This window comes from Nostoc sp. LEGE 06077, assembly GCF_015207705.1.
GTDB lineage: Bacteria > Cyanobacteriota > Cyanobacteriia > Cyanobacteriales > Nostocaceae > Nostoc_B.
Map to the genome: position 1 here is coordinate 1 of NZ_JADEWI010000060.1, position 18,418 is coordinate 18,418.

The 18,418-nt window shown below is 41.8% G+C and carries 21 protein-coding genes and 1 tRNA gene; 6 read left to right on the forward strand and 16 right to left on the reverse strand.

Annotation, left to right across the window (positions count from 1 at the left end; translation table 11 throughout):
• Window positions 1-183 precede the first annotated feature (183 nt).
• The 4 genes from IQ244_RS26285 (at window position 184) to IQ244_RS26300 (ending at window position 2,845) form a co-directional block, all read left to right on the forward strand.
• A complete protein-coding gene (locus IQ244_RS26285; protein ID WP_193899465.1) occupies window positions 184-753 on the forward strand; it encodes a hypothetical protein in 570 nt (189 codons plus the stop codon).
• A 2-nt stretch (window positions 754-755) separates the two neighbouring features.
• Window positions 756-1,535: a hypothetical protein gene (locus IQ244_RS26290; RefSeq protein ID WP_193899467.1), complete on the forward strand. Its 780-nt coding sequence runs from the start codon at window positions 756-758 to the stop codon at window positions 1,533-1,535.
• A gap of 182 nt (window positions 1,536-1,717) precedes the next feature.
• Complete coding sequence (locus IQ244_RS26295; RefSeq protein WP_193899469.1) at window positions 1,718-2,416, forward strand: hypothetical protein; 699 nt, start codon at window positions 1,718-1,720, stop codon at window positions 2,414-2,416.
• Window positions 2,417-2,449: 33 nt separating this feature from the next.
• Window positions 2,450-2,845, forward strand: a complete 396-nt coding sequence (locus IQ244_RS26300) for a hypothetical protein (protein ID WP_193899471.1) — start codon at window positions 2,450-2,452, stop codon at window positions 2,843-2,845.
• A gap of 196 nt (window positions 2,846-3,041) precedes the next feature.
• Here the strand turns inward: IQ244_RS26300 and IQ244_RS26305 are convergent, their stop codons facing one another.
• From IQ244_RS26305 to IQ244_RS26355, 11 genes are all read right to left on the reverse strand, one after another.
• Window positions 3,042-3,962, reverse strand: coding sequence for an NAD(+) kinase (locus IQ244_RS26305; protein WP_096580773.1), 921 nt, complete (start codon window positions 3,960-3,962; stop codon window positions 3,042-3,044).
• Between the two features lie 6 nt (window positions 3,963-3,968).
• Window positions 3,969-4,274 (reverse strand): NADH-quinone oxidoreductase subunit NuoK, encoded by a 306-nt coding sequence (nuoK, locus tag IQ244_RS26310; protein ID WP_006199065.1) that lies wholly within the window; start codon window positions 4,272-4,274, stop codon window positions 3,969-3,971.
• A 146-nt stretch (window positions 4,275-4,420) separates the two neighbouring features.
• Window positions 4,421-5,020 carry an NADH-quinone oxidoreductase subunit J gene (locus IQ244_RS26315; protein ID WP_193899473.1) on the reverse strand — a complete coding sequence of 200 codons (600 nt, stop codon included), beginning with the start codon at window positions 5,018-5,020 and terminating at the stop codon, window positions 4,421-4,423.
• An 87-nt stretch (window positions 5,021-5,107) separates the two neighbouring features.
• Window positions 5,108-5,683, reverse strand: coding sequence for an NAD(P)H-quinone oxidoreductase subunit I (ndhI, locus tag IQ244_RS26320; RefSeq protein WP_193899475.1), 576 nt, complete (start codon window positions 5,681-5,683; stop codon window positions 5,108-5,110).
• A gap of 86 nt (window positions 5,684-5,769) precedes the next feature.
• Window positions 5,770-6,888, reverse strand: coding sequence for an NADH-quinone oxidoreductase subunit NuoH (gene nuoH, locus IQ244_RS26325; protein ID WP_193899484.1), 1,119 nt, complete (start codon window positions 6,886-6,888; stop codon window positions 5,770-5,772).
• A gap of 496 nt (window positions 6,889-7,384) precedes the next feature.
• Window positions 7,385-8,521, reverse strand: a complete 1,137-nt coding sequence (locus tag IQ244_RS26330) for a citrate synthase (protein ID WP_193899486.1) — start codon at window positions 8,519-8,521, stop codon at window positions 7,385-7,387.
• 112 nt (window positions 8,522-8,633) lie between these two features.
• Entirely contained in the window at window positions 8,634-9,128 is a 495-nt protein-coding gene (gene sixA / locus IQ244_RS26335; RefSeq protein ID WP_193899488.1) for a phosphohistidine phosphatase SixA, read from the reverse strand.
• 191 nt (window positions 9,129-9,319) lie between these two features.
• Window positions 9,320-9,991 carry a hypothetical protein gene (locus IQ244_RS26340; RefSeq protein WP_193899490.1) on the reverse strand — a complete coding sequence of 224 codons (672 nt, stop codon included), beginning with the start codon at window positions 9,989-9,991 and terminating at the stop codon, window positions 9,320-9,322.
• Complete coding sequence (locus tag IQ244_RS26345; RefSeq protein WP_193899499.1) at window positions 9,988-10,401, reverse strand: RusA family crossover junction endodeoxyribonuclease; 414 nt, start codon at window positions 10,399-10,401, stop codon at window positions 9,988-9,990. The genes IQ244_RS26340 and IQ244_RS26345 overlap by 4 nt, the downstream gene beginning before the upstream one ends.
• A gap of 197 nt (window positions 10,402-10,598) precedes the next feature.
• The gene (locus tag IQ244_RS26350) at window positions 10,599-11,885 is read right to left on the reverse strand and encodes a DHH family phosphoesterase (RefSeq protein ID WP_193899501.1); all 1,287 of its coding nucleotides are present in this window, start codon (window positions 11,883-11,885) and stop codon (window positions 10,599-10,601) included.
• A gap of 522 nt (window positions 11,886-12,407) precedes the next feature.
• On the reverse strand, window positions 12,408-12,905 hold the full coding sequence (locus tag IQ244_RS26355) for an HNH endonuclease (RefSeq protein ID WP_193899503.1): 498 nt from the start codon (window positions 12,903-12,905) through the stop codon (window positions 12,408-12,410).
• A gap of 381 nt (window positions 12,906-13,286) precedes the next feature.
• Here IQ244_RS26355 and alr point away from each other — a divergent pair, with 381 nt between their 5' ends.
• Both alr and IQ244_RS26365 read left to right on the forward strand, forming a co-directional pair.
• The gene (alr, locus tag IQ244_RS26360; RefSeq protein ID WP_193899505.1) at window positions 13,287-14,480 is read left to right on the forward strand and encodes an alanine racemase; all 1,194 of its coding nucleotides are present in this window, start codon (window positions 13,287-13,289) and stop codon (window positions 14,478-14,480) included.
• Between the two features lie 120 nt (window positions 14,481-14,600).
• Window positions 14,601-14,682: transfer RNA gene (locus IQ244_RS26365), tRNA-Leu, on the forward strand.
• A 63-nt stretch (window positions 14,683-14,745) separates the two neighbouring features.
• Here the strand turns inward: IQ244_RS26365 and IQ244_RS33075 are convergent.
• The 5 genes from IQ244_RS33075 to IQ244_RS26385 form a co-directional block, all read right to left on the reverse strand.
• Window positions 14,746-14,880: a hypothetical protein gene (locus tag IQ244_RS33075; RefSeq protein ID WP_265578955.1), complete on the reverse strand. Its 135-nt coding sequence runs from the start codon at window positions 14,878-14,880 to the stop codon at window positions 14,746-14,748.
• Between the two features lie 41 nt (window positions 14,881-14,921).
• A complete protein-coding gene (locus IQ244_RS26370; RefSeq protein ID WP_193899507.1) occupies window positions 14,922-15,125 on the reverse strand; it encodes a hypothetical protein in 204 nt (67 codons plus the stop codon).
• Window positions 15,126-15,252: 127 nt separating this feature from the next.
• Window positions 15,253-15,858 carry a YdcF family protein gene (locus IQ244_RS26375; RefSeq protein WP_193899510.1) on the reverse strand — a complete coding sequence of 202 codons (606 nt, stop codon included), beginning with the start codon at window positions 15,856-15,858 and terminating at the stop codon, window positions 15,253-15,255.
• A gap of 178 nt (window positions 15,859-16,036) precedes the next feature.
• A complete protein-coding gene (locus tag IQ244_RS26380) occupies window positions 16,037-17,209 on the reverse strand; it encodes an FtsW/RodA/SpoVE family cell cycle protein (protein ID WP_193899512.1) in 1,173 nt (390 codons plus the stop codon).
• 186 nt (window positions 17,210-17,395) lie between these two features.
• Window positions 17,396-18,376: a UDP-N-acetylglucosamine--LPS N-acetylglucosamine transferase gene (locus IQ244_RS26385; RefSeq protein WP_193899514.1), complete on the reverse strand. Its 981-nt coding sequence runs from the start codon at window positions 18,374-18,376 to the stop codon at window positions 17,396-17,398.
• Between the last annotated feature and the right edge of the window lie 42 nt (window positions 18,377-18,418).

An 18,418-nucleotide genomic window follows, 5' to 3' on the forward strand; every position in this document is an offset into this window, starting at 1 on the left:
TGTTGGGTGAGCGTCTCGACGTAAATGTTTCAGGATTTGTAATTCCACATCCATTGCCCTGCTTACCTTCCAGAGTTTTTTCTTTTAATCCTTTTATTTAGAATACTCGGAAAGTGACAGAAGAGGGATAACAACATCGTCACATGGATTAGTAAAAGTCCTGACTTGATTGTTGACAGAAATATGGTCGGGCTGCGACTGTCAGGGGAAGACGAAGCGCGAAAAGTTCTCGCAGACGTATTTGATGACAATATAAAAGGCAAGTGGAATTTAACATCCGGTACAGCCTTACGCAGTTCTAAATCCAATACTAAAAGCAACGAGGATTCAGAAAGCAACACCAAAAATGGCAAGCGTAAGAATAATGAGTTTTCTAAAGACGTAGAGTCTTGGGTAGCTAACTGGAAATTACTCTCCTTTGATATTGATTTTCATGCAGTCATTAAAGATTGTACGGGTATGGAGAAGGGCTTATTTAGTCTGTGGGCAATTGGTAAAGCAACAAGCAACCCTGAGATAGTAGTTTCAAGCAACAAGCTTAAGCAGTTCCTGTATTTAGCACTAGGTATTAAGGCGGATGAAAGTAATTTAGAACGACGCTTACAAGAAGCTTCAGGACAAGGAAGCTTAATTAAAGTGCAGGGCGGTTTCCAAATATTACCTCCTGGCTTGGCTGAGGTCGAAAGATTGATCAACTCCAAACAAAACAACGCATCTATTGATAAATCTTCTGAAAATCCTGGTGAGGTGTAACCATGAGAAGGACATCTGAGCAATTAATTCAGGAACTTTCAAAAATTGTTGACGCTCACTTTGCCCATGCAGTGGTTGAATGCTATGTCGAAATGCAGCAAAGATTTCTAGCTGGCGACTGGCAACCAGCAGAATTAGATGGTGGACGCTTTTGTGAAGCGGTGTCGCGTTGTTTGTTTCAAATGGATACTGGCAAGATTGATCATCGTAAATTGCCTGCTGAGATTCGTAACACTTTATTAGATAAAGACATTCCCCATAAACTTGGCTCAAAGGATCGTTATCATATGGCCAAAGTAATTGAGGTTGTATATAAATTTCGCTCTGATCGCGGTGCTGTTCACATATCAACTGAATACACCGCAAACTATATGGATTCAATGCTAGTGCTTCATGCCAGCAAATGGATTTTTGCCGAATTTCTTCGCATAGTGTGGAATCGAGATCGAAAGGTTGTTGCAGAAACTATTGCCCAGATAGTTCAACTAGAACACTCAGTAATTCATGAATTAGATGGAAAACCTCTAGTTTTGGCAAGAGATATTTCTGCAACGGATGAAGTTCTATTGCTGCTATATTATGATGCGAATAATCGCTTGAGTCGCGCTGAACTACGCGAACAGGCTGCCGGACAGAACCCTCAGAACGTTAATGTTGCTATATCTAGGCTGATTAAAAATAAGGAGATTCGACCTGTTGCTGAGGATGAAGTCGCTCTCACGCCCAATGGTCAAAAACGAATCCTTGAGCAAGTATTACCGAAGTACACTCCTCAAAAATAGAATTGCCAGCTCAATTGCAACAAACTCATCGAAAAGAATGCCCTTTAAATCAGGCAAAAGCATATAACGTAACAAAGTGAAGATTTTTATAGCATTTCAGAGTAAATACTGCTCCAAGTTAGCTTTCAGTTACTCTATTTATTAAGTAAGAATCAATAGTTACTTTCAAAAGCGATCGCACAATGGACGACAGCAAGGCATTATTTGACTATTGGCATAACCGAGTTCGGCTAAAAAACTATGAGTTAATTGCAGATTCTGAACACCTCCCGACCCAAAAGCTACGCCATGAATGTACCAACTACGATGAACTGCGGTCTATCCCCGAAGTTCAACAACTGGATGAACCAGAGCGTAGCAGGGTTATTACTATTATTAAGTACGAATGTACAGCCAAAGTTCTACAGCATCGAGCTGGTCGTCTGCGTGATCGTGCTAATGAGCTTGAAGCAGTCTGTCATGAGCAAGATCAACAAAAATCCAAGCTTGTCAGTTTGCTCAAAGCTTTACAAGAAAAACTGTTTGGCAAAGATAAAGAAATTCAGAAGTTAGAAGCACGAATTGGCTCGCTCCAAGTGGAAAATGAAGCCCTCAGAGCTGAAGCTGAAAATAGTAAAGCCAAGGCAGAACTGGTGATAGAACTAGAGCAGCTTAAAAAGAAGTACAATGCGGTTGAGAAGCGAAGACAAGAGTTAGCAAAGAATAATCAGAGTTTAGGTGGAAAAGTTTCTCATACAAAACGCTATAAGCACCAAAGGGACGAAGCGATCGCGCTAATTGAACAGCAGAGACAGCAAATTGCTACATTAGTTCAAGAAAGTCAGCTTCTTCGTCAAGAGAATGAGAGACTGTATCAGAAACTTAAAACTTTAGAGCCATAAAATTCTCTAAATTTGCGACGCTCGATAGTAACTATGAAACTTCAAGAGCTAAAAGCTAAGGTTTACGAGTTAGTTGGAGTTAACACTACCAAGCAACTTAAGGCAAAATACCATGAGATTAAGACGTTAGATATGCGTCTTAAAGCCTCCTGGGAAAAAACTCTTATAATTGTTCGAAAACAGCACAGTGAGTTTGAAGATTGGTTAGAAAATCCACCAGAAGAATATAAAGAAATTTTTTCTCAAATTGCAGCAACTTCGCAAAAATATGATCAAAAATCAGCAGAGACAAAACAGCTAGTGCGAGAGGTTTTGTCAATAGCGAATAATCTGGAAGGCATAGTAGAAGAATTTCAAAAAGAAGCAGATCAAATAACGCAAGAAATAGAAATAAGTAGACGGATTTCAAAAAAAGCAAGACTAAACTAGTTTTGGGATTACAAGACCACTAATAAGTCTTTACTTTGGAATACAGTCACAATTAGCATACACAGATTCTTGCTTAATAAGGACAAAAAACCCCCGAATTTGTTCAGGGGCTGGAAGTTAAAAAAATAACTGAGCTAGAAGCAACAGTCTATTATCAATTGCTGAGAGTTACACTCAGACTACTTGGGAGTGTCAATCAATTACGATGATTGTTACTGTAGCGAACCCTTGTTCCTGCCCAGAGTAACTTCTCGCGCAGTGTTTGATAATAGGAATTGTTTTCGCGTAAAACAATAAATTTAGCTCGACAATCAGCCATCCGTACATCAACGCGATGTCCCGGCCAAATTGAAGTAGATAACACCCCATCCATCCACAATTTGGTACTCAAATCATAATCGCCCAACGGCCAAATACTCACCACAACCCCAGGCGGTAAAACCAAGGGACGGCTAGAAAGACTCATCGGACAAATGGGAGTAATGGTAACAGCTTCCATACCATCGTGCATGATAGGGCCACTTGCCGAAACTGTGTAACCAGTAGAACCTGTAGGAGTAGAAATAATCAACCCGTCTCCCACATATTGATCGACTACCTCACCATCAATTTCCATTTCGAGAATTGAGGTGATCATGCGATCAGCAGAAGCGGGTTTGACACAAAATTCATTTAATGAAAGGTAGCGTTCAGTTACTGGTTCTAAGTTTGTGCGATGACCTTCATACACTGCGGCTTGCAGCATCATCCGGCGTTGGATAGCATAGCGATCCTCAAACAGCCGATCCCAAACTTTTTCTGTATCTTGAAATTCATCTACAGACTCGGTTAAAAAGCCCAGATGACCGCCCACATTCACACCGAGAATGGGGATACCAGCTGGGGCTAAATGTCTGGCACTAGTTAAAACAGTACCATCACCACCGAGTACCAAAGCCATATCAATTGGTTGACCAGATGATGCCAAAAACACCGGGTAAGGGTTATCTTTTGGCCCGCTTGGCCCCATAAGTACATGGCAATCGCGATTTTCTAGTTGCTTGGCACAAATTTCTGCCCAGCGTTTACTTTGAGAATCTCGCGCCTTATAAGCAATGATTACCTGCTTGAGTTGCACGCAAAGTTACCACTTCAGGAGATTAAACTGCTCCATATCGACGGTATCGCGGTTGCGATAAATGGCCAGAACGATCGCCAAACCTACCGCCGCTTCAGCAGCAGCCACAGTAATGACAAATACGGTAAACACTTGGCCTTTAATTAATGTTGAGTCAAGAAAGTTGGAAAATGCCATTAAATTCAAATTAACAGCATTTAGTAGTAACTCAATTGACATCAGCACCCGTACAGCATTACGACTGGTAATTAAACCATAAATGCCGATACAAAACAAAGCGGCAGCCAGTAATAAAAAGTACTGAAGTTGCATGAATCCTAGTATTCCTTGTGAAATATGCTGTCAGAATTAACAGGGAAATCTTTTGTTCAGGTTGGGTGTAAGGGTTTTAAATACCTACACCCTTACACCCCTACACCCTTGGTCTAAACCATGATTTCTCGTTGTCATGGGTAAAGTTAGTCTTGGGGTTCTCTACCTGCTGATACCAGTTCTCTGGGACGTTCTGGCAAAGTCAGAATAGTTGAAGGTGTCGCTTGATCTGGCAGATACTCACGACGTGCCAAAATAATGGCTCCTACCATTGCGATCAGCAACAAAATAGAAGCTAGTTCAAAAGGTAATAAAAAGTCGGTGAAGAAATGCTCACCAATCACAACTATTGAACTTTCACCAGCCACAGGAGTAGTTGAGTATGCCCAAGGTGTTGCTAAAACCATTGCACTCAACAGCCCAAAGAGTCCGATACTAACTATACCTGTAAAGACTTTCCGCACTCCAGCACTGGGAAATGGGGCAAAATCTTGGCGCTTGTTCACCAACATAATGGCGAACAAAATCAACACGTTAACCGCTCCAACATAAACTAGCACTTGGGCTGCGGCTACAAAGTCAGCATTTAGCAGCAGGTACATTCCCGCCATACTGATAAATACGCCTCCTAGCATAAAGGCAGAATAAACAATGCTGGAAGACAGCACTACAGTCAGTGCCGTTCCAATCAGCATCACAGCTAATATACCAAATGAAACAATCTGTACACCTTCCGCTAGATTCACTTTTTTGTCCTCGGTCAATGGTTATTAGTCATTAGTCATTGGTCATTAGTCATTAGTAAAGGACAAAGAACAAATGACAAATGACATTTATTTTTCTACAAGGTCTTCAGGACGTGCGCCAGCACGAGGTGCATCTGCGGGTAAATCGTGAGGGTCTAGTACGCCCTTGGGAAGATAAACTAGTTCACGTAGCGGTGTCACCATTGGATCATCGGTGACTTTGTAAGGTAGACGACCTAGAGCCACACTGTCATAGTTCAAGTCATGGCGATCGTAGGTAGAAAGTTCGTATTCTTCTGTCATGGATAGACAGTTGGTGGGGCAATATTCCACACAGTTACCACAGAAGATACAAACCCCAAAGTCGATACTGTAGTGTTTGAGCTTTTTCTTTTTGCTACCTTTGTCAAATTCCCAATCAACTACAGGTAAGTTGATGGGACATACACGCACACACACTTCGCAGGCGATACATTTATCAAATTCATAGTGAATCCTACCGCGAAACCGTTCCCCTGGAATCAGTTTCTCGTAAGGGTACTGTACGGTGACTGGTCGCCGCCGCATGTGGTCGAAGGTGACAGATAACCCCTGACCGATGTAACGACCAGCTTGTATTGCTTCTTTGGCGTAATCACCAACTTGCTTGAGGAACTTTAGCATTGTGTTTCACTCTCTCTTTTTTGTTATTAGTTAATTGTCAAAAGTCCATAGTCAAAAGCCATTGACTCTTGACTCTTGACAATTGACTATCCACCAAAGGCGACGGGAAAAGCTAATTTCAGGGCGGCGGTTAATAAGAGATTAACCAAACCAACTGGTAACAAAAACTTCCATCCTAAATCTAAGAGTTGGTCAATGCGTACCCGTGGTACTGTCCAGCGCAACAGGATGGCGATGAACACCAGTAAATAAGCTTTGATTACGGTCATCGTAATCCCTAAACCCGCGGTGACTACTTGTAATACGGGATTAGCTTCACTGATGCCCAGCAAACTAGCGATGGTGTTCAGGGGAATGGGAAAATCCCAACCGCCTAAATATAAAACTGATACCAATAAAGCAGAAAGCACTAAGTTAACGTAGGAACTGAGATAGAACAGAGCAAATTTCATGCCTGAGTACTCAGTTTGATAACCTGCAACTAGTTCTTCTTCCGCTTCGGGTAAGTCGAAGGGTAAGCGTTCACATTCTGCTAAAGCTGCAATCCAAAAGATGAGAAAGCCAACTGGTTGTCGCCAGATATTCCAGCCGAGGATGCCGTAACCAGATTGCTGATTGACGATATCAATTGTGCTGAGGCTGTTAGACATCATAGCGATCGCTAGTACACTCAGCGCCAGCGGAATTTCATAACTAATTGACTGCGCTGCTGCCCGCAACCCTCCTAAGAGGGAGTATTTGTTATTGGATGCGTAGCCAGCCATTAACAACCCAATTGGCTGAATGCTAGACAAGGCAATCCACAAAAAGACTCCCATGCTCACATCTGTAATGACGAGATTCTGTCCAAAAGGCACAATCAAATAAGACAGAAATACTGGCAGTACAACAATGATTGGGCCAAGGGTAAACAACCAGGGGTCAGCTTTACCTGGTACAATGTCTTCTTTAAATACCAGCTTTAAACCATCTGCTACCGGAGCCAGCAAGCCAAAAGCCCCAATAAATTCAGGGCCGATCCGTTGCTGTGCTGCTGCGGAAATCTTTCTTTCCAGCCACACACACACCAATACACCTACTGTTGCCCCAATCAGCATCAGGATCATTGGCAGCGGCATCCAAATTGCTTTGGCAGTGCCGGCTGGTAGTCCTAAATCCATCAGGGATTTAATAAATGTTCCTTGAAGGTCAATTCCTGAGTTCATGTTTCTGCTCTTTAAGTCAGTTGAAGTATGAAGTATGTAGACACCCTTTGGGTGGCTTCCCGGAGGGTAGTGTGAAGTATGAAGTATGAAGTATGAAATTTTATACTTCAACTTTTAGCCTTCAGCCTTCAGCCTTTCTGAGATGACTCCTGATTGAAGATTTGTTGCCATATTCCCATGCCTAGTATATCGTTGCATGGTTTTCAGTCCCTGTAGCCATACAAGAACTTCTACTTATAGGTAGGATTGAGATTCGCTATAGGGGATGAACAAATCAAAAGTAAAAGGTCAAAAGGCAAAAAATTCTGGTCTTTTTACTTTTGCCTTTTAGCTTTTGACTTCATCGCCCCTAGCGTGAGCAGGCATTAAAAAACTGCCGCTTCCAGGCTGGCAACGGTTATTTGCTGCTTATAGGATTTCTGATTCCCTGAATTGGGGGTTGATGCTGATATTGGTTACTTGCAGGTAGGTGCTATTTTAACGATTACACTGCCAGTTAACGTTGTTCTAGTGGGATATAAGGCGCTTCGTGTTTACCGTTGTAAACCTGGGTAGGACGGAAAATCCGGTTTTCTGCTAGTTGTTCTTTCCAGTGAGCTAACCAACCAGCAACGCGGGCGATCGCAAATATTGGTGTAAACAAATCTGTGGGAATCCCCATCTTTCTATACACCAAACCGGAGTAAAAGTCAACATTAGGATAAATTCCTTTGTGACCAAGTTTCTCCTCAACAACCCGTTCCATTTCTTGGGCAATGTCGTAGTATTTATCTCCGCCAAACTTGTCAAATAGTTGTTCTGCCAGGTCTTGGAGAATAATGGCGCGTGGGTCTTTCACTTTGTAGACGCGATGTCCAAAACCCATCAGTTTTTGTTTGTTTTGCAGGCGCTCCTCAACATAGGGACGGACATTTTCTACCGAGCCGATTTCTTCTAACATCTGAATTACTTCTTCGTTGGCTCCACCATGCAGCGGGCCGCCCAAGGTTCCTACGGCACTAGCAACTACAGCATAAGGGTCAGTCAAGGTCGAGGCTGTTACCCTAGCACTAAAAGTCGAAGCATTCATTGTATGCTCAACGTGTAAAATCAAGCAGATATCAAAGATTTTTGCCGCCAAAGCATCCGGTTCTTTCTCATTGAGCATGTAGAGAAAATTGGCGGAATAATCTAGGTCATCACGCGGCTTTACGGGGTCATTACCCTTACGCATCAACTGGAATGCTGCCACCATTGTGGGGATAGTTGCTATCAAGCGCACAACTGAATCCCGAATGTAGGCGGGGTTATGTAAATCTCGCAGAGAGTAAAACAGGCCTAAAGCCGCCGCAGAGGCTTGCAGAGCATCCATTGGATGACCGCTTTCGGGAAAACATTTCATCATGTCCCGAATACGGTATTTAATCCGCCTGTGCAGGCGAACTTCTTCCTCAAATGCTGCTAGTTCTTCTTTAGTTGGCAATTCACCCCAGATAAGGAGATAAGCAGTTTCGATAAAGGTACTTTTGGCTGCTAATTCCTCAATCCGGATGCCACGATATTCTAGTATTCCCTTTTGCCCATCTACGTAACTGATACTCGATTGGGCTGCGGGAATGCCTTCTAAACCAGGCTTGTATTCACACACCATCATGGCAACACCATTTACTTTGTGAAATATTCGATCACGCTAACTTACCAGAAATTATTTTTGCCATAACAGTAGTCGTTCTCACAACAATTCTTCGAGAAGAATTGAAAAACTGCTATAGCAAGTATTTGGGGGGTGTCAACCAGAACATTTGACTACGACCCACAACAGAGCCATCTTCTGGTAGTTTTACTCCGATCATACCTGCTTTTTTCAGGACTAAACAGCCTTTGATTTCTCCCCAAAGGAGAATTTCTGCCCAACTACTCAAATCAGGCTCATGACCTACCAAGGCCAGCCGGGTATTTTGGGAATAATTTTTGGGTTCTAGCCAGTAAACCAACCAACTGGAAAGATGACCTCCAGGCGCAAGATGAGTAGATTCTTCTAACTGGGAACTGAGTTCGGTGGCGATGAGAATTTCTGCTGTTTGATGGGCGCGAACTAAAGGACTACTGACAATCAAATCAAACTGCAAACCTAGCTTGACCAGACGCTGGGCTACTTTTTCGGTTTTTTGCCTTCCTTCTTTGGTGAGTTCGCGTTCTTCATCTTTAATACCCACTTCCCTCTCTTGCGCGATGCCATGTCGAATCAGATACAGTTCCACAATGATAGCCCTGAGTGCTGAGTTAGGATTTACGCCTGATGTTAATTAACATATCCTAATTCTTCTCGAATGCTACGCACCCAAGCAGTGCTTTTTAGGTAGATTTTGGCGATCGCGCCACATTCCAATAAAATTATCATTTCCCCATACAAAATCTGCTGCTTGAGTTGTGGATTCAACTAATACATATTTTAGTTTTTCGGTTCTTCAGTTTTCCATTCTGCCAACAATTCACTAACCAAAACATCAAAATCATGAACAACTTTTAAATTCAAATTCTCTATGAATCCATGAGCAAGACGGTTACGTACTTCAGAACAAGCCTGCACAAAGTCAAATTGAGAAATTGATAACTCTCCTAACGAGTACATCTGCTTGAGTAATCCTATGACGGGAAAACGCTCTACCGGAATTGACACATCAAATGCTCTTTTTCTTAAAGCACCCTCAAAAATACTCCATAAAAACAGAAATCCTGGTTCAACTTCTTTATTTTCAATCAGCCGATGAGCTTGTAAAAAACGGTCAGTTAGAGCTTCCCATGAAGGAAGTTTTTCCGGTGTTTCAGGGAATGATGTTGGGTCTTCAAGCGTTACTAATAAAAAACGCCAACCTGAATGCTTATTCACTTCCTCGGCTAAATTCTTTAAATTGTCCACAGAAATTCGGCTTGTACTGGTTTTAATTTCGATTAAAAAACCTGAATTATCTTTAGTAGCAATCATATCTGGACAGTAATTACCTAAATCAAAAGGCAACTGTTCCGGCTTAGGTTCAGTCAAAACCTGAAATCCTTCGCTCACATATTTATCTGCTAAAGATTTGATTTTCTCATCATGTAAATTTTTAGTATTGTTAGTCATAAGTATTTTTCCAATGCTTGAGATTCACTAACTTTTACATAAACACACTCTTGACCTATAAGAACACCCTGCTGTAGTAATAAAGGTAAATTTATAAAGTCAATAGGGTTAGAGATAAAACGACGATGGCTTTCTACATCTGATATTAAATTATCGTCTTCAAAAACTAAGCCTACAAGCGCATCCTGAATCGGCTTGATAATATTATCGGTATCAGGTGGGTAATCACTACAAAGATACACGAGCGTCAACTGTAGATTAGTGTTTTGAATGGGACTGCTACCTTGCCAAACCTTTTGAGCTTCAGAGCGGACAAAATTTTTCCATTCTTGAAGTCCTTTTCGCTTTGCTTGTAATGAGACAGGCCTTCTGGGAATGAGAAATTCAAAAGGTAGATATATTATTGACATTCCAACTTTGTATTTTGCTCAGTAATGAAAAAACTTACGGCATTTTATAACACTGATTTTTAATTCGTAAGAATACAATAGGTTATAACAAATTTATACCTGTTTAAGCTGATTTGCGCTATACATAACGACAGCCAAGAAATTGATTTCTTGGCTCTCATTGCGACTTACCGATTCTTTGCCTTCAATCGCCAGATTTACTCTGACTGAATCGGGTTATCTTTGGGATTAACTAACCTCAGTAATTTCTGCTTAATCTGAGCGTCAAAAACTTCCCATTTCATCTTGGCGTAGGCTGGATTTTCGTTACTACCTGAGAGGAAACCCATTGGAATTTCAAACCCGCCAGCACTTGTTCTACCACCGCCAAAAAAGCGTCCAGTGCTGTCTTGTCCAAAGGCTTCTTTGATGAATTCGTCGGGGTCGAGGGTGAGTTTGGTGGTTCTCAGGGAACCGATAACTACTTCGAGTTCGTCGTCTTCGTCGTGAACAATGCCGTACACTACAGCGGTGTGGACGTTTTCTTCGGTGACTAGGAAATCAGCTGCTTGGGGAATAGCATCGCGGTCGTCGTAGCGCAGATAACCAACACCAGCGATGGAAAAGTTATTCTGTACTATACGATTTTTGAGCGATCGCTCGATCACATCCATTACCCGTTTGGAACGGTTTGCCTGGAGAATGGCGTTTAATAATTGAGCATCATAAAATCGACTTAGATACGCAGCTGCCATAAAATCTTCTTCTTGTGCTTGCATCAGGCGATTTGTATCCGATCGCAAGCCGTGCATCAAGGCTGTTGCACATTTAACGTGTTGGCTAATGCTGCTGTCTAAAGCCAATAACCCCGATTGCAAGTACTGAGTAAAAATCGTGGCCGTTGCTCTTACATAGGGGCGGACATCGACATACTCTGATTTGAGTTCTGTCTGTAAGCTGTGATGGTCAATCACTGCTACTAAGGGCATTCCTGCCTGCTGTACTGGGTTTAGTAACTGACTGGTGGTTCCTTGATTGTCAATTAATACAAAACCTTGATAACAAGACAAATCTTTGGATTTGACATTTTGTGGTGTCCAACGCTGGGCGGGTAAATTTGTCAGCTTGACTAAGGCGATATTCTCTTGATGGCTCAAAGTCCCCGCATAAACAATTTCACACTTAATGTCATATTGTTGAGCAATTAACTGGTAAGCCCAAGCACAGGAGAGCGCATCAGGGTCAGGAAAATCTTGCAAAATGATTAGCTGGCGCTCATGTCTATGGGCTAATAAGGTCTTTTGCAGTTCCTCGGCTTTTTGAAAAGTTAAGGAATTGTTACGTTGACCGAGATAAACACTCACTCCATCGCTTGTGGATGCTGGCAAGGATGGCCGATTCAGTGGTAGTTCAACGGCTTCTTGGTCTACCTCAGCATCCTCTGGACTCGGCTCTGTGGTCAATGAAAAACTCTCTGACTGCTTCAAGGAAGAATTTAGTTGCATAGAAAACATCTTTGTTAAGTGTGAGGCATTATTGATTGAGAAATTTACAACCAGGATTTTACTGATTTAGCCACACATCTTGATCTTCGCAAAAATCTAGAGACCTGGGGATACGTATCTTGGTGTATTTTTTGTCAAGATAACTAGGCAAAATTTTGGCAAACTTCTGCCAAATTACATATAACGGCAGAAAATCTATGTTTCAGGTTTATGATCAAACTCTAATTTTTATCTTAGCTAGACCATTCTCTGAGTTGGAGAGAATTTTTTGAGCAAGTCTAGATTTTTTAAGTTTATGGATATATAATAGGAGACTGTTGAATTATTTAGGCAAATGCCTGCACACTACTTTAACAGCTACTGTAGGGCTACAACCTCAAGCAGCTGCAATTCTTTCCTAGAATGCAACACAAGTCATAGTAGTATGTGAGCAACCTAACCTATCATTGCCCAACTAAGACAAAACATCATACCGACAACAAGTCATTGTGGCTGTGTCAGTTCAGTTTGAAATTGTTAGTGTCAAAGACCTATCACATATTTTTGCCACTCTTGATGCAGTCCACTTTTAAGATGCTTACTGACCTCAAAGTAGAGGCTGCTGTAAGGTTGGCGGGGCAAATGACGCAGGAGCATATGGGCTTCTTGAGGTGTGCGATTACCTTTTTTGACATTGCAACGGACGCAGGCCGTAACGATGTTTTCCCAGGTATCGCCGCCACCACGCGATCGCGGTATGACATGATCTAACGTCAATTCATCACCTGTATAGCCACAATATTGACAAGTATGTCCGTCGCGGTGCAAGAGGTTACGGCGAGTCAAAGGCATTTCCTTGTAAGGAACACGCACATAATGACGTAAGCGAATCACTGTTGGCAATGGAAAACCTGCATAAAGCAACCTACCATTGTGTTCGACTCGTTCTGCCTTGCCTTTGATTAACAAAACCACAGCCCGCCGCCAGCTCGTAATATTGAGCGGTTCGTAAGAGGCGTTTAAGACTAAAACCTTACCCATTGATTAAAGCTCAAGGTATTAGTTTTACATATATTAACACGATTCTCTTCTCATTGGGAGATGAGAATAAATTATACTTCCGGAATAATTAAATAACTGTTGTATTCAATAAGAAGTTTTTGACGGCAAATCTTCAGAGTTAGTACTCTAAAGAAAATTACCATGAGATATAGGCATATCTGCCTCAATTAGCGATGAATCTGAGGTAATCAAGCATACTTGTAAATTTTTATTAACGGCAGTTGAGAGTCTTGGGGATACTCAATTTCTGTGAGGAAAAACTTTTCAATTAACACGGAAGTAATTTATATGAGTATGAATATCTAAAAATGAATACATAATTGTGAAAGTTTATTGGTGGTGTGATAGGAGAGCAGAAATATGTTAGGTCGCGATCAAATGACTGGTGTGGCATCGAATCAGAATCAGCAGTGCGACACCTATGCGTGGTTTTCCCAGCGTGCTTGGGTAGAAATTGATTTAGATGCGTTATCCCATAATGTACAGCAACTAAAGCAGTTGTTATCACCACGTACTCAGTTGATGGCGGTAGTTAAAGCTGACGCTTATGGACATGGAGCAGTTACAGTCGCGCAAACAGCATTACAATCGGGAGCGACTTGGTTAGGAGTTGCCACTGTTCCAGAGGGGATTCAATTACGGGAAGCAGGAATACAAGCGCCGATATTGATTTTAGGGGCTACTCAGACACCAGAGCAAATTCATGCGATCGCCCATTGGAAACTCCAGCCAACATTATGCAGTCCCAAACAAGCTTTAATTTTTTCCAATATTTTAGAAGCAATTAACTACGGTTCCCCCGTATCTGTACATATTAAATTAGATACAGGAATGTCTCGGTTAGGCACGAATTGGCAAGACGCAGCCGAGTTTGTGCAGTTAGTCGAACGCTTACCGCATTTGACTATGAAAAGTATTTACTCTCACTTAGCCACTGCTGATAGTCCTGACCCTGCCATTATGGAAGAACAGCATCGAAGATTTAAAAGTGCGATCACCCAAATTCAAAAAATCGGTATCAAAATTCCTAGCTTGCATTTAGCCAACACTGCTGCTACTCTTGCAGATTCCCAACTGCACTATGACATGGTAAGAGTCGGTTTAGGCGTTTACGGTCTTGCTCCCACACCTCATTTACAACACAAAATTCACTTAAAGCCTGTGTTACAGGTAAAAGCACGCGTCACCCAAGTGAAAACCATCGCCGCTGGGACTGGTGTTAGCTACGGTCATAAATTTGTGGCTGACCGAGAAATGCGTCTTGCGGTTGTAGCTATCGGCTACGCTGATGGTATACCGCGCAACCTTTCCAACAAGATGGAGGTGTTGTTGCGAGGTCAGCGAGTGCCGCAAATTGGCGCAATTACAATGGATCAGTTGATGATCGATATCAGTAAAATACCTAATATTCAAGAAGGGGAAATTGTAACTTTACTCGGCGACCAAGGAACAGAACAAATCACCGCTGATGATTGGGCAGAACAATTAAACACGATTTCTTGGGAAATTTTGTGTGGATTTAAGCATCGCCTACCGCGTGTCGGAGTCATCTAGTGGGATGGGGAATAGAAAAGCCCAAGAATCGAGGGAAATATTTCAAATTTATTTGGCAATTTGATGATTCAGTGGTTTCTATTCCCTAAAAAATAAGCTATACTAGGATAGTTGATTGATGCGGATGTGGCGGAATTGGCAGACGCGCTAGATTTAGGTTCTAGTTCCGAGAGGAGTGAAGGTTCAAGTCCTTTCATCCGCACTAAGATAAAAGTGTTATAAATTAAAGGTTTCAGGGATTAAAAATCTGAAACCTTATTTGTTTTTAGAGGAATAACGAACCACAGAGAAATGTTGTGAAAGTTTTGGAAATGCGATCGCCTTTCCGGCTAATTTGAGAGACGCATATATTCTGTTCAACTAACTGCCGCCAATATTCGGGTTGGATATCTGCAATCAATTCAAGTTTTGCTTTAAGTCTTATTTAGTTTCAACTCCCTATTACAACTGATGAGAATGGGTAGCTTTTCCTTTTGGTGTTTCAACTAACACAGAAATTATTAGTAACCCAAACCCAACTATTTTGATTACAGCATTAATTGCGTGTGCATACTCCCATTGGTTACGATATCTTATCCAGTTTGGTGGCACGGGATTGGTCAACCACATGGCAAATTCTGCATTCATGGGCGCAACAAACATCATCCAACTCACAATAGCTAATATTAGTGCGATCTCTTCACCCAACGTCTAATAAAATGTTACACCACGTTTACGGAGGAGGAATGCTAACAGTGGCATAAATAATCCAAACTCAGATTTAGATTAACTGCTAAATTTTCAACACTAAGTAGACAAAATAAAAATAAGTTTCTCGGCTCAAAAACTCCATCTGACTATGAAAACTGCGATAGCGGGTAGTAGGTGTGGGAGACGAATGTGCATCCATTCCTAGCCCTCGCGCCATTAATACAGCTCGTTTCATATGCAATGGATCACTGACAATCAGAAATTTGGTTAATTGGTGAGTCTTCGCTACTTCCAAAGCATTTTTAAGGTTCTGGTGAGTTGTGCGAGATTGAGTTTCTGTCAGAATATCAATTGATTTTACCTGTCGCACAATCGAATAATTTTTTCCCACTATGGCTTCAGGTGGTTGATGAGTCTTGCCAACCCCACCAGTAAAAATTATCTTTTTCACAGAGCCATTTTTATATAAGTTGATGGCGTGGTTAATTCGCTCTCGGAAAACAGGAGATGGTTCTTCTCCCCAAACTGCCGCTCCTAAAACAATTGCTGCATCTGCCTTAATATTATTACTACTATTGCCATATAAATAAATACTTGTTGCTGTAGATGCAATCACCAGCAACAAGGCAGATGTCAAAGCTAGTGTCACCAAAATGAACCATTTTTTGGGAATTTTGTTATTGAGCATGGGGCATTTTACTATTTTTTTATTGCGTGAGTCCTATAAATCATGAGTGGGTGAAAGCGATCGCTCTCACCCACCCTAATATGTTGTCATGATGGTTGATATAGTTGTAGTCACTTAGGTTAGCAAAGTGTTGATTGCTAAAAACCTTATAGCTACCAGTTTTACACTCAGCACTTTCCTATAACTTTCGCCGCTGCTTTGTTCTGCGTAATGGTACTACTTCTGCTTCGTTACTTTCTCTGGCTACCCGAATTAGCAAGGCAGCAGCAACTAAGCTGGCAATCATGGAATTACCACCGTAACTAAACATTGGTAAGGGTAAGCCTGTAGTTGGCAAAGCGCCTGTAGCAACAGCGATATGCAGTAAAGATTGTCCAATCATCACAATTGTGACACCGATCGCCACTAAGCGATTAATGGGATTTTTGGCTTTGAGTGCCACAATTAATCCTAAAGTGGTGAATACTGCTAACATCAATAACAATGCAATACAACCAATAAAACCAAACTCTTCAGCGAAGACGGCGAAAATAAAGTCAGTATCTTGAATGGGTAAGAAAAACTGTTTTTGCTGAGAAAAGCCATAGCCAGCGCCCCAAGTTTGACCAGAACCAACAGCTAGTAAACTTTGAACTAACTGGTAGCCGTCGCCTGTCGCATCTGCCCAAGGGTTGAGAAAGGACATCACCCGCTTGCGCTGATATTCTTTGATGCTAATACTGAGTACAGCTAATAATACTCCGCCGACGGCTGTGCCGCTTAAATATCGATAAGGTAAACCAGCAGCTAAGGCAATTAACCAAATCGTCATCCCGCAAAGTGCAGTCGTACTCAGGTTAGGCTGGGCAAGAATTCCTAAGAGTACCAAACCAAAAATACCTATCCAAGTTAAGCGCACTCGCCAAGGTATTTGTTCCCATTGTCCAAACAGTCTGGCACTTTGTAAAACTAAAAAGGGTTTAATTAATTCGGAAGGTTGAATGGGAATTGGGCCGATGGCTATCCAACGTGCTGCATCAAAAGCTTTTTTACCCAACCCTGGCACAAGGGTAACGAAAATTAACAGTAAAAATACTCCTAAAAACCAATGGGATACCCGCAAAATTTTGCGTAACGGCAGATTCACAATAAAGTTAAAGATAACCAGGGAAACTAACACCCAGATAATCTGACGTTTGAAGTAATATAATCCATCACCATGACGTGCGTCGGCAACTGGGTAAGATGCAGAATAAAGCACGATTAACCCAAAAAATAGCCAAATCAAGGTTAACCAGCGCAACAGCCGCGCCTCTACAGCCCAGCTGGTAACGGAATTATCAAAAATGGGAATCAGTCGAGTTAGATTCACGATTCAGTACAGGTAATGCTTAAAAGTTAAGGTATAAACTCTGGAAGAAGAATTCAGGAGTCAGAATTCAGAATTCAAAACTCGCCAATAATTGTAGTCTGCCAAGGTTGGGATTTAGCATGGTGTTTTACCATTTATTTGCGGATGCCTACAGAATTTATACGGAATGTTTAAATAACTTATAACTCAAATGAGATGCACTGCTTTTGTTGCACCGTTAATATAACTTGGTACAGATAACTTATTTCTTGCTTCTATTCTGCCTAGAAGTTCTCTGATGGTAGTAATTGCTTCTTCTGTATTTTCGACTCTGTAAGCTTTACTTGCTCTTTTGGCTTGGCGGTCGTACAAGCGCTCAAAAGCGAATGCGACCAAAGGTACACCGATAGCAGCACATTCATAAACTGTGTTGTATCCTCCACCCCCAACAACAACATCAGCGGCGGCTAGACATTCCATCCCTGGATGGTGTGATACCCATAAAGCTTCGGGAAAATCTGCGGGACAATTTGCAGCTAAAATTCTAACTGCACACTCTGGGAAATTTTGCTGTAGGTGCAGGGTGAGTTGAGTAAACAAAGACAACTCTGATGCTTTCCCGGCTGCACACACAAGAATGATTTTGATATCTGGATCAACTTTCAGGATATGCGATCGCACACTAATTCTATCTGGTAATTCCTCAGCATTGCGAATCAACCAAGGTGCTGTGTGCTTTACATTCGGTAAGTTAGCTAAAGGTAAGTCTTCCCCTTCGCCGGGAACAATGACTGTATCGTAATTCTCGGCGACAAAATACCGCAAATTTTTGGCAGTTACATAGTCTGGGTTAATGTCTCGATGAATTAAAATTCGCGGTATTGGCTGTAACTGGGGTAGGATGTCTGCCAATTCACCACCCAAACCTCTAGGAAAAGTATCAACAATTAAGCGATCGTAGCGAGTTTTGAGGATAATTTCGCGTACTTGCTGGCAAGTTGCAGAAACACCAGCTTTATCAGGAATCCAATGGACTGTGCAACCTTCGTTATTAATTTGTAATGCGTAGGGACTGTTAGTAATAATTCTAACTTTTCTTTCTTTGGCTGCAATTCTCCCCAAGGACAAAGCACGGTTTAGATGTCCCCAACCACCCCCAAGGGCATAAATTAACCAAGTGTTAGTCAAGTCTAATAGTATGAAGTGTGTAGACGCGCAGCGGCTTGCCGC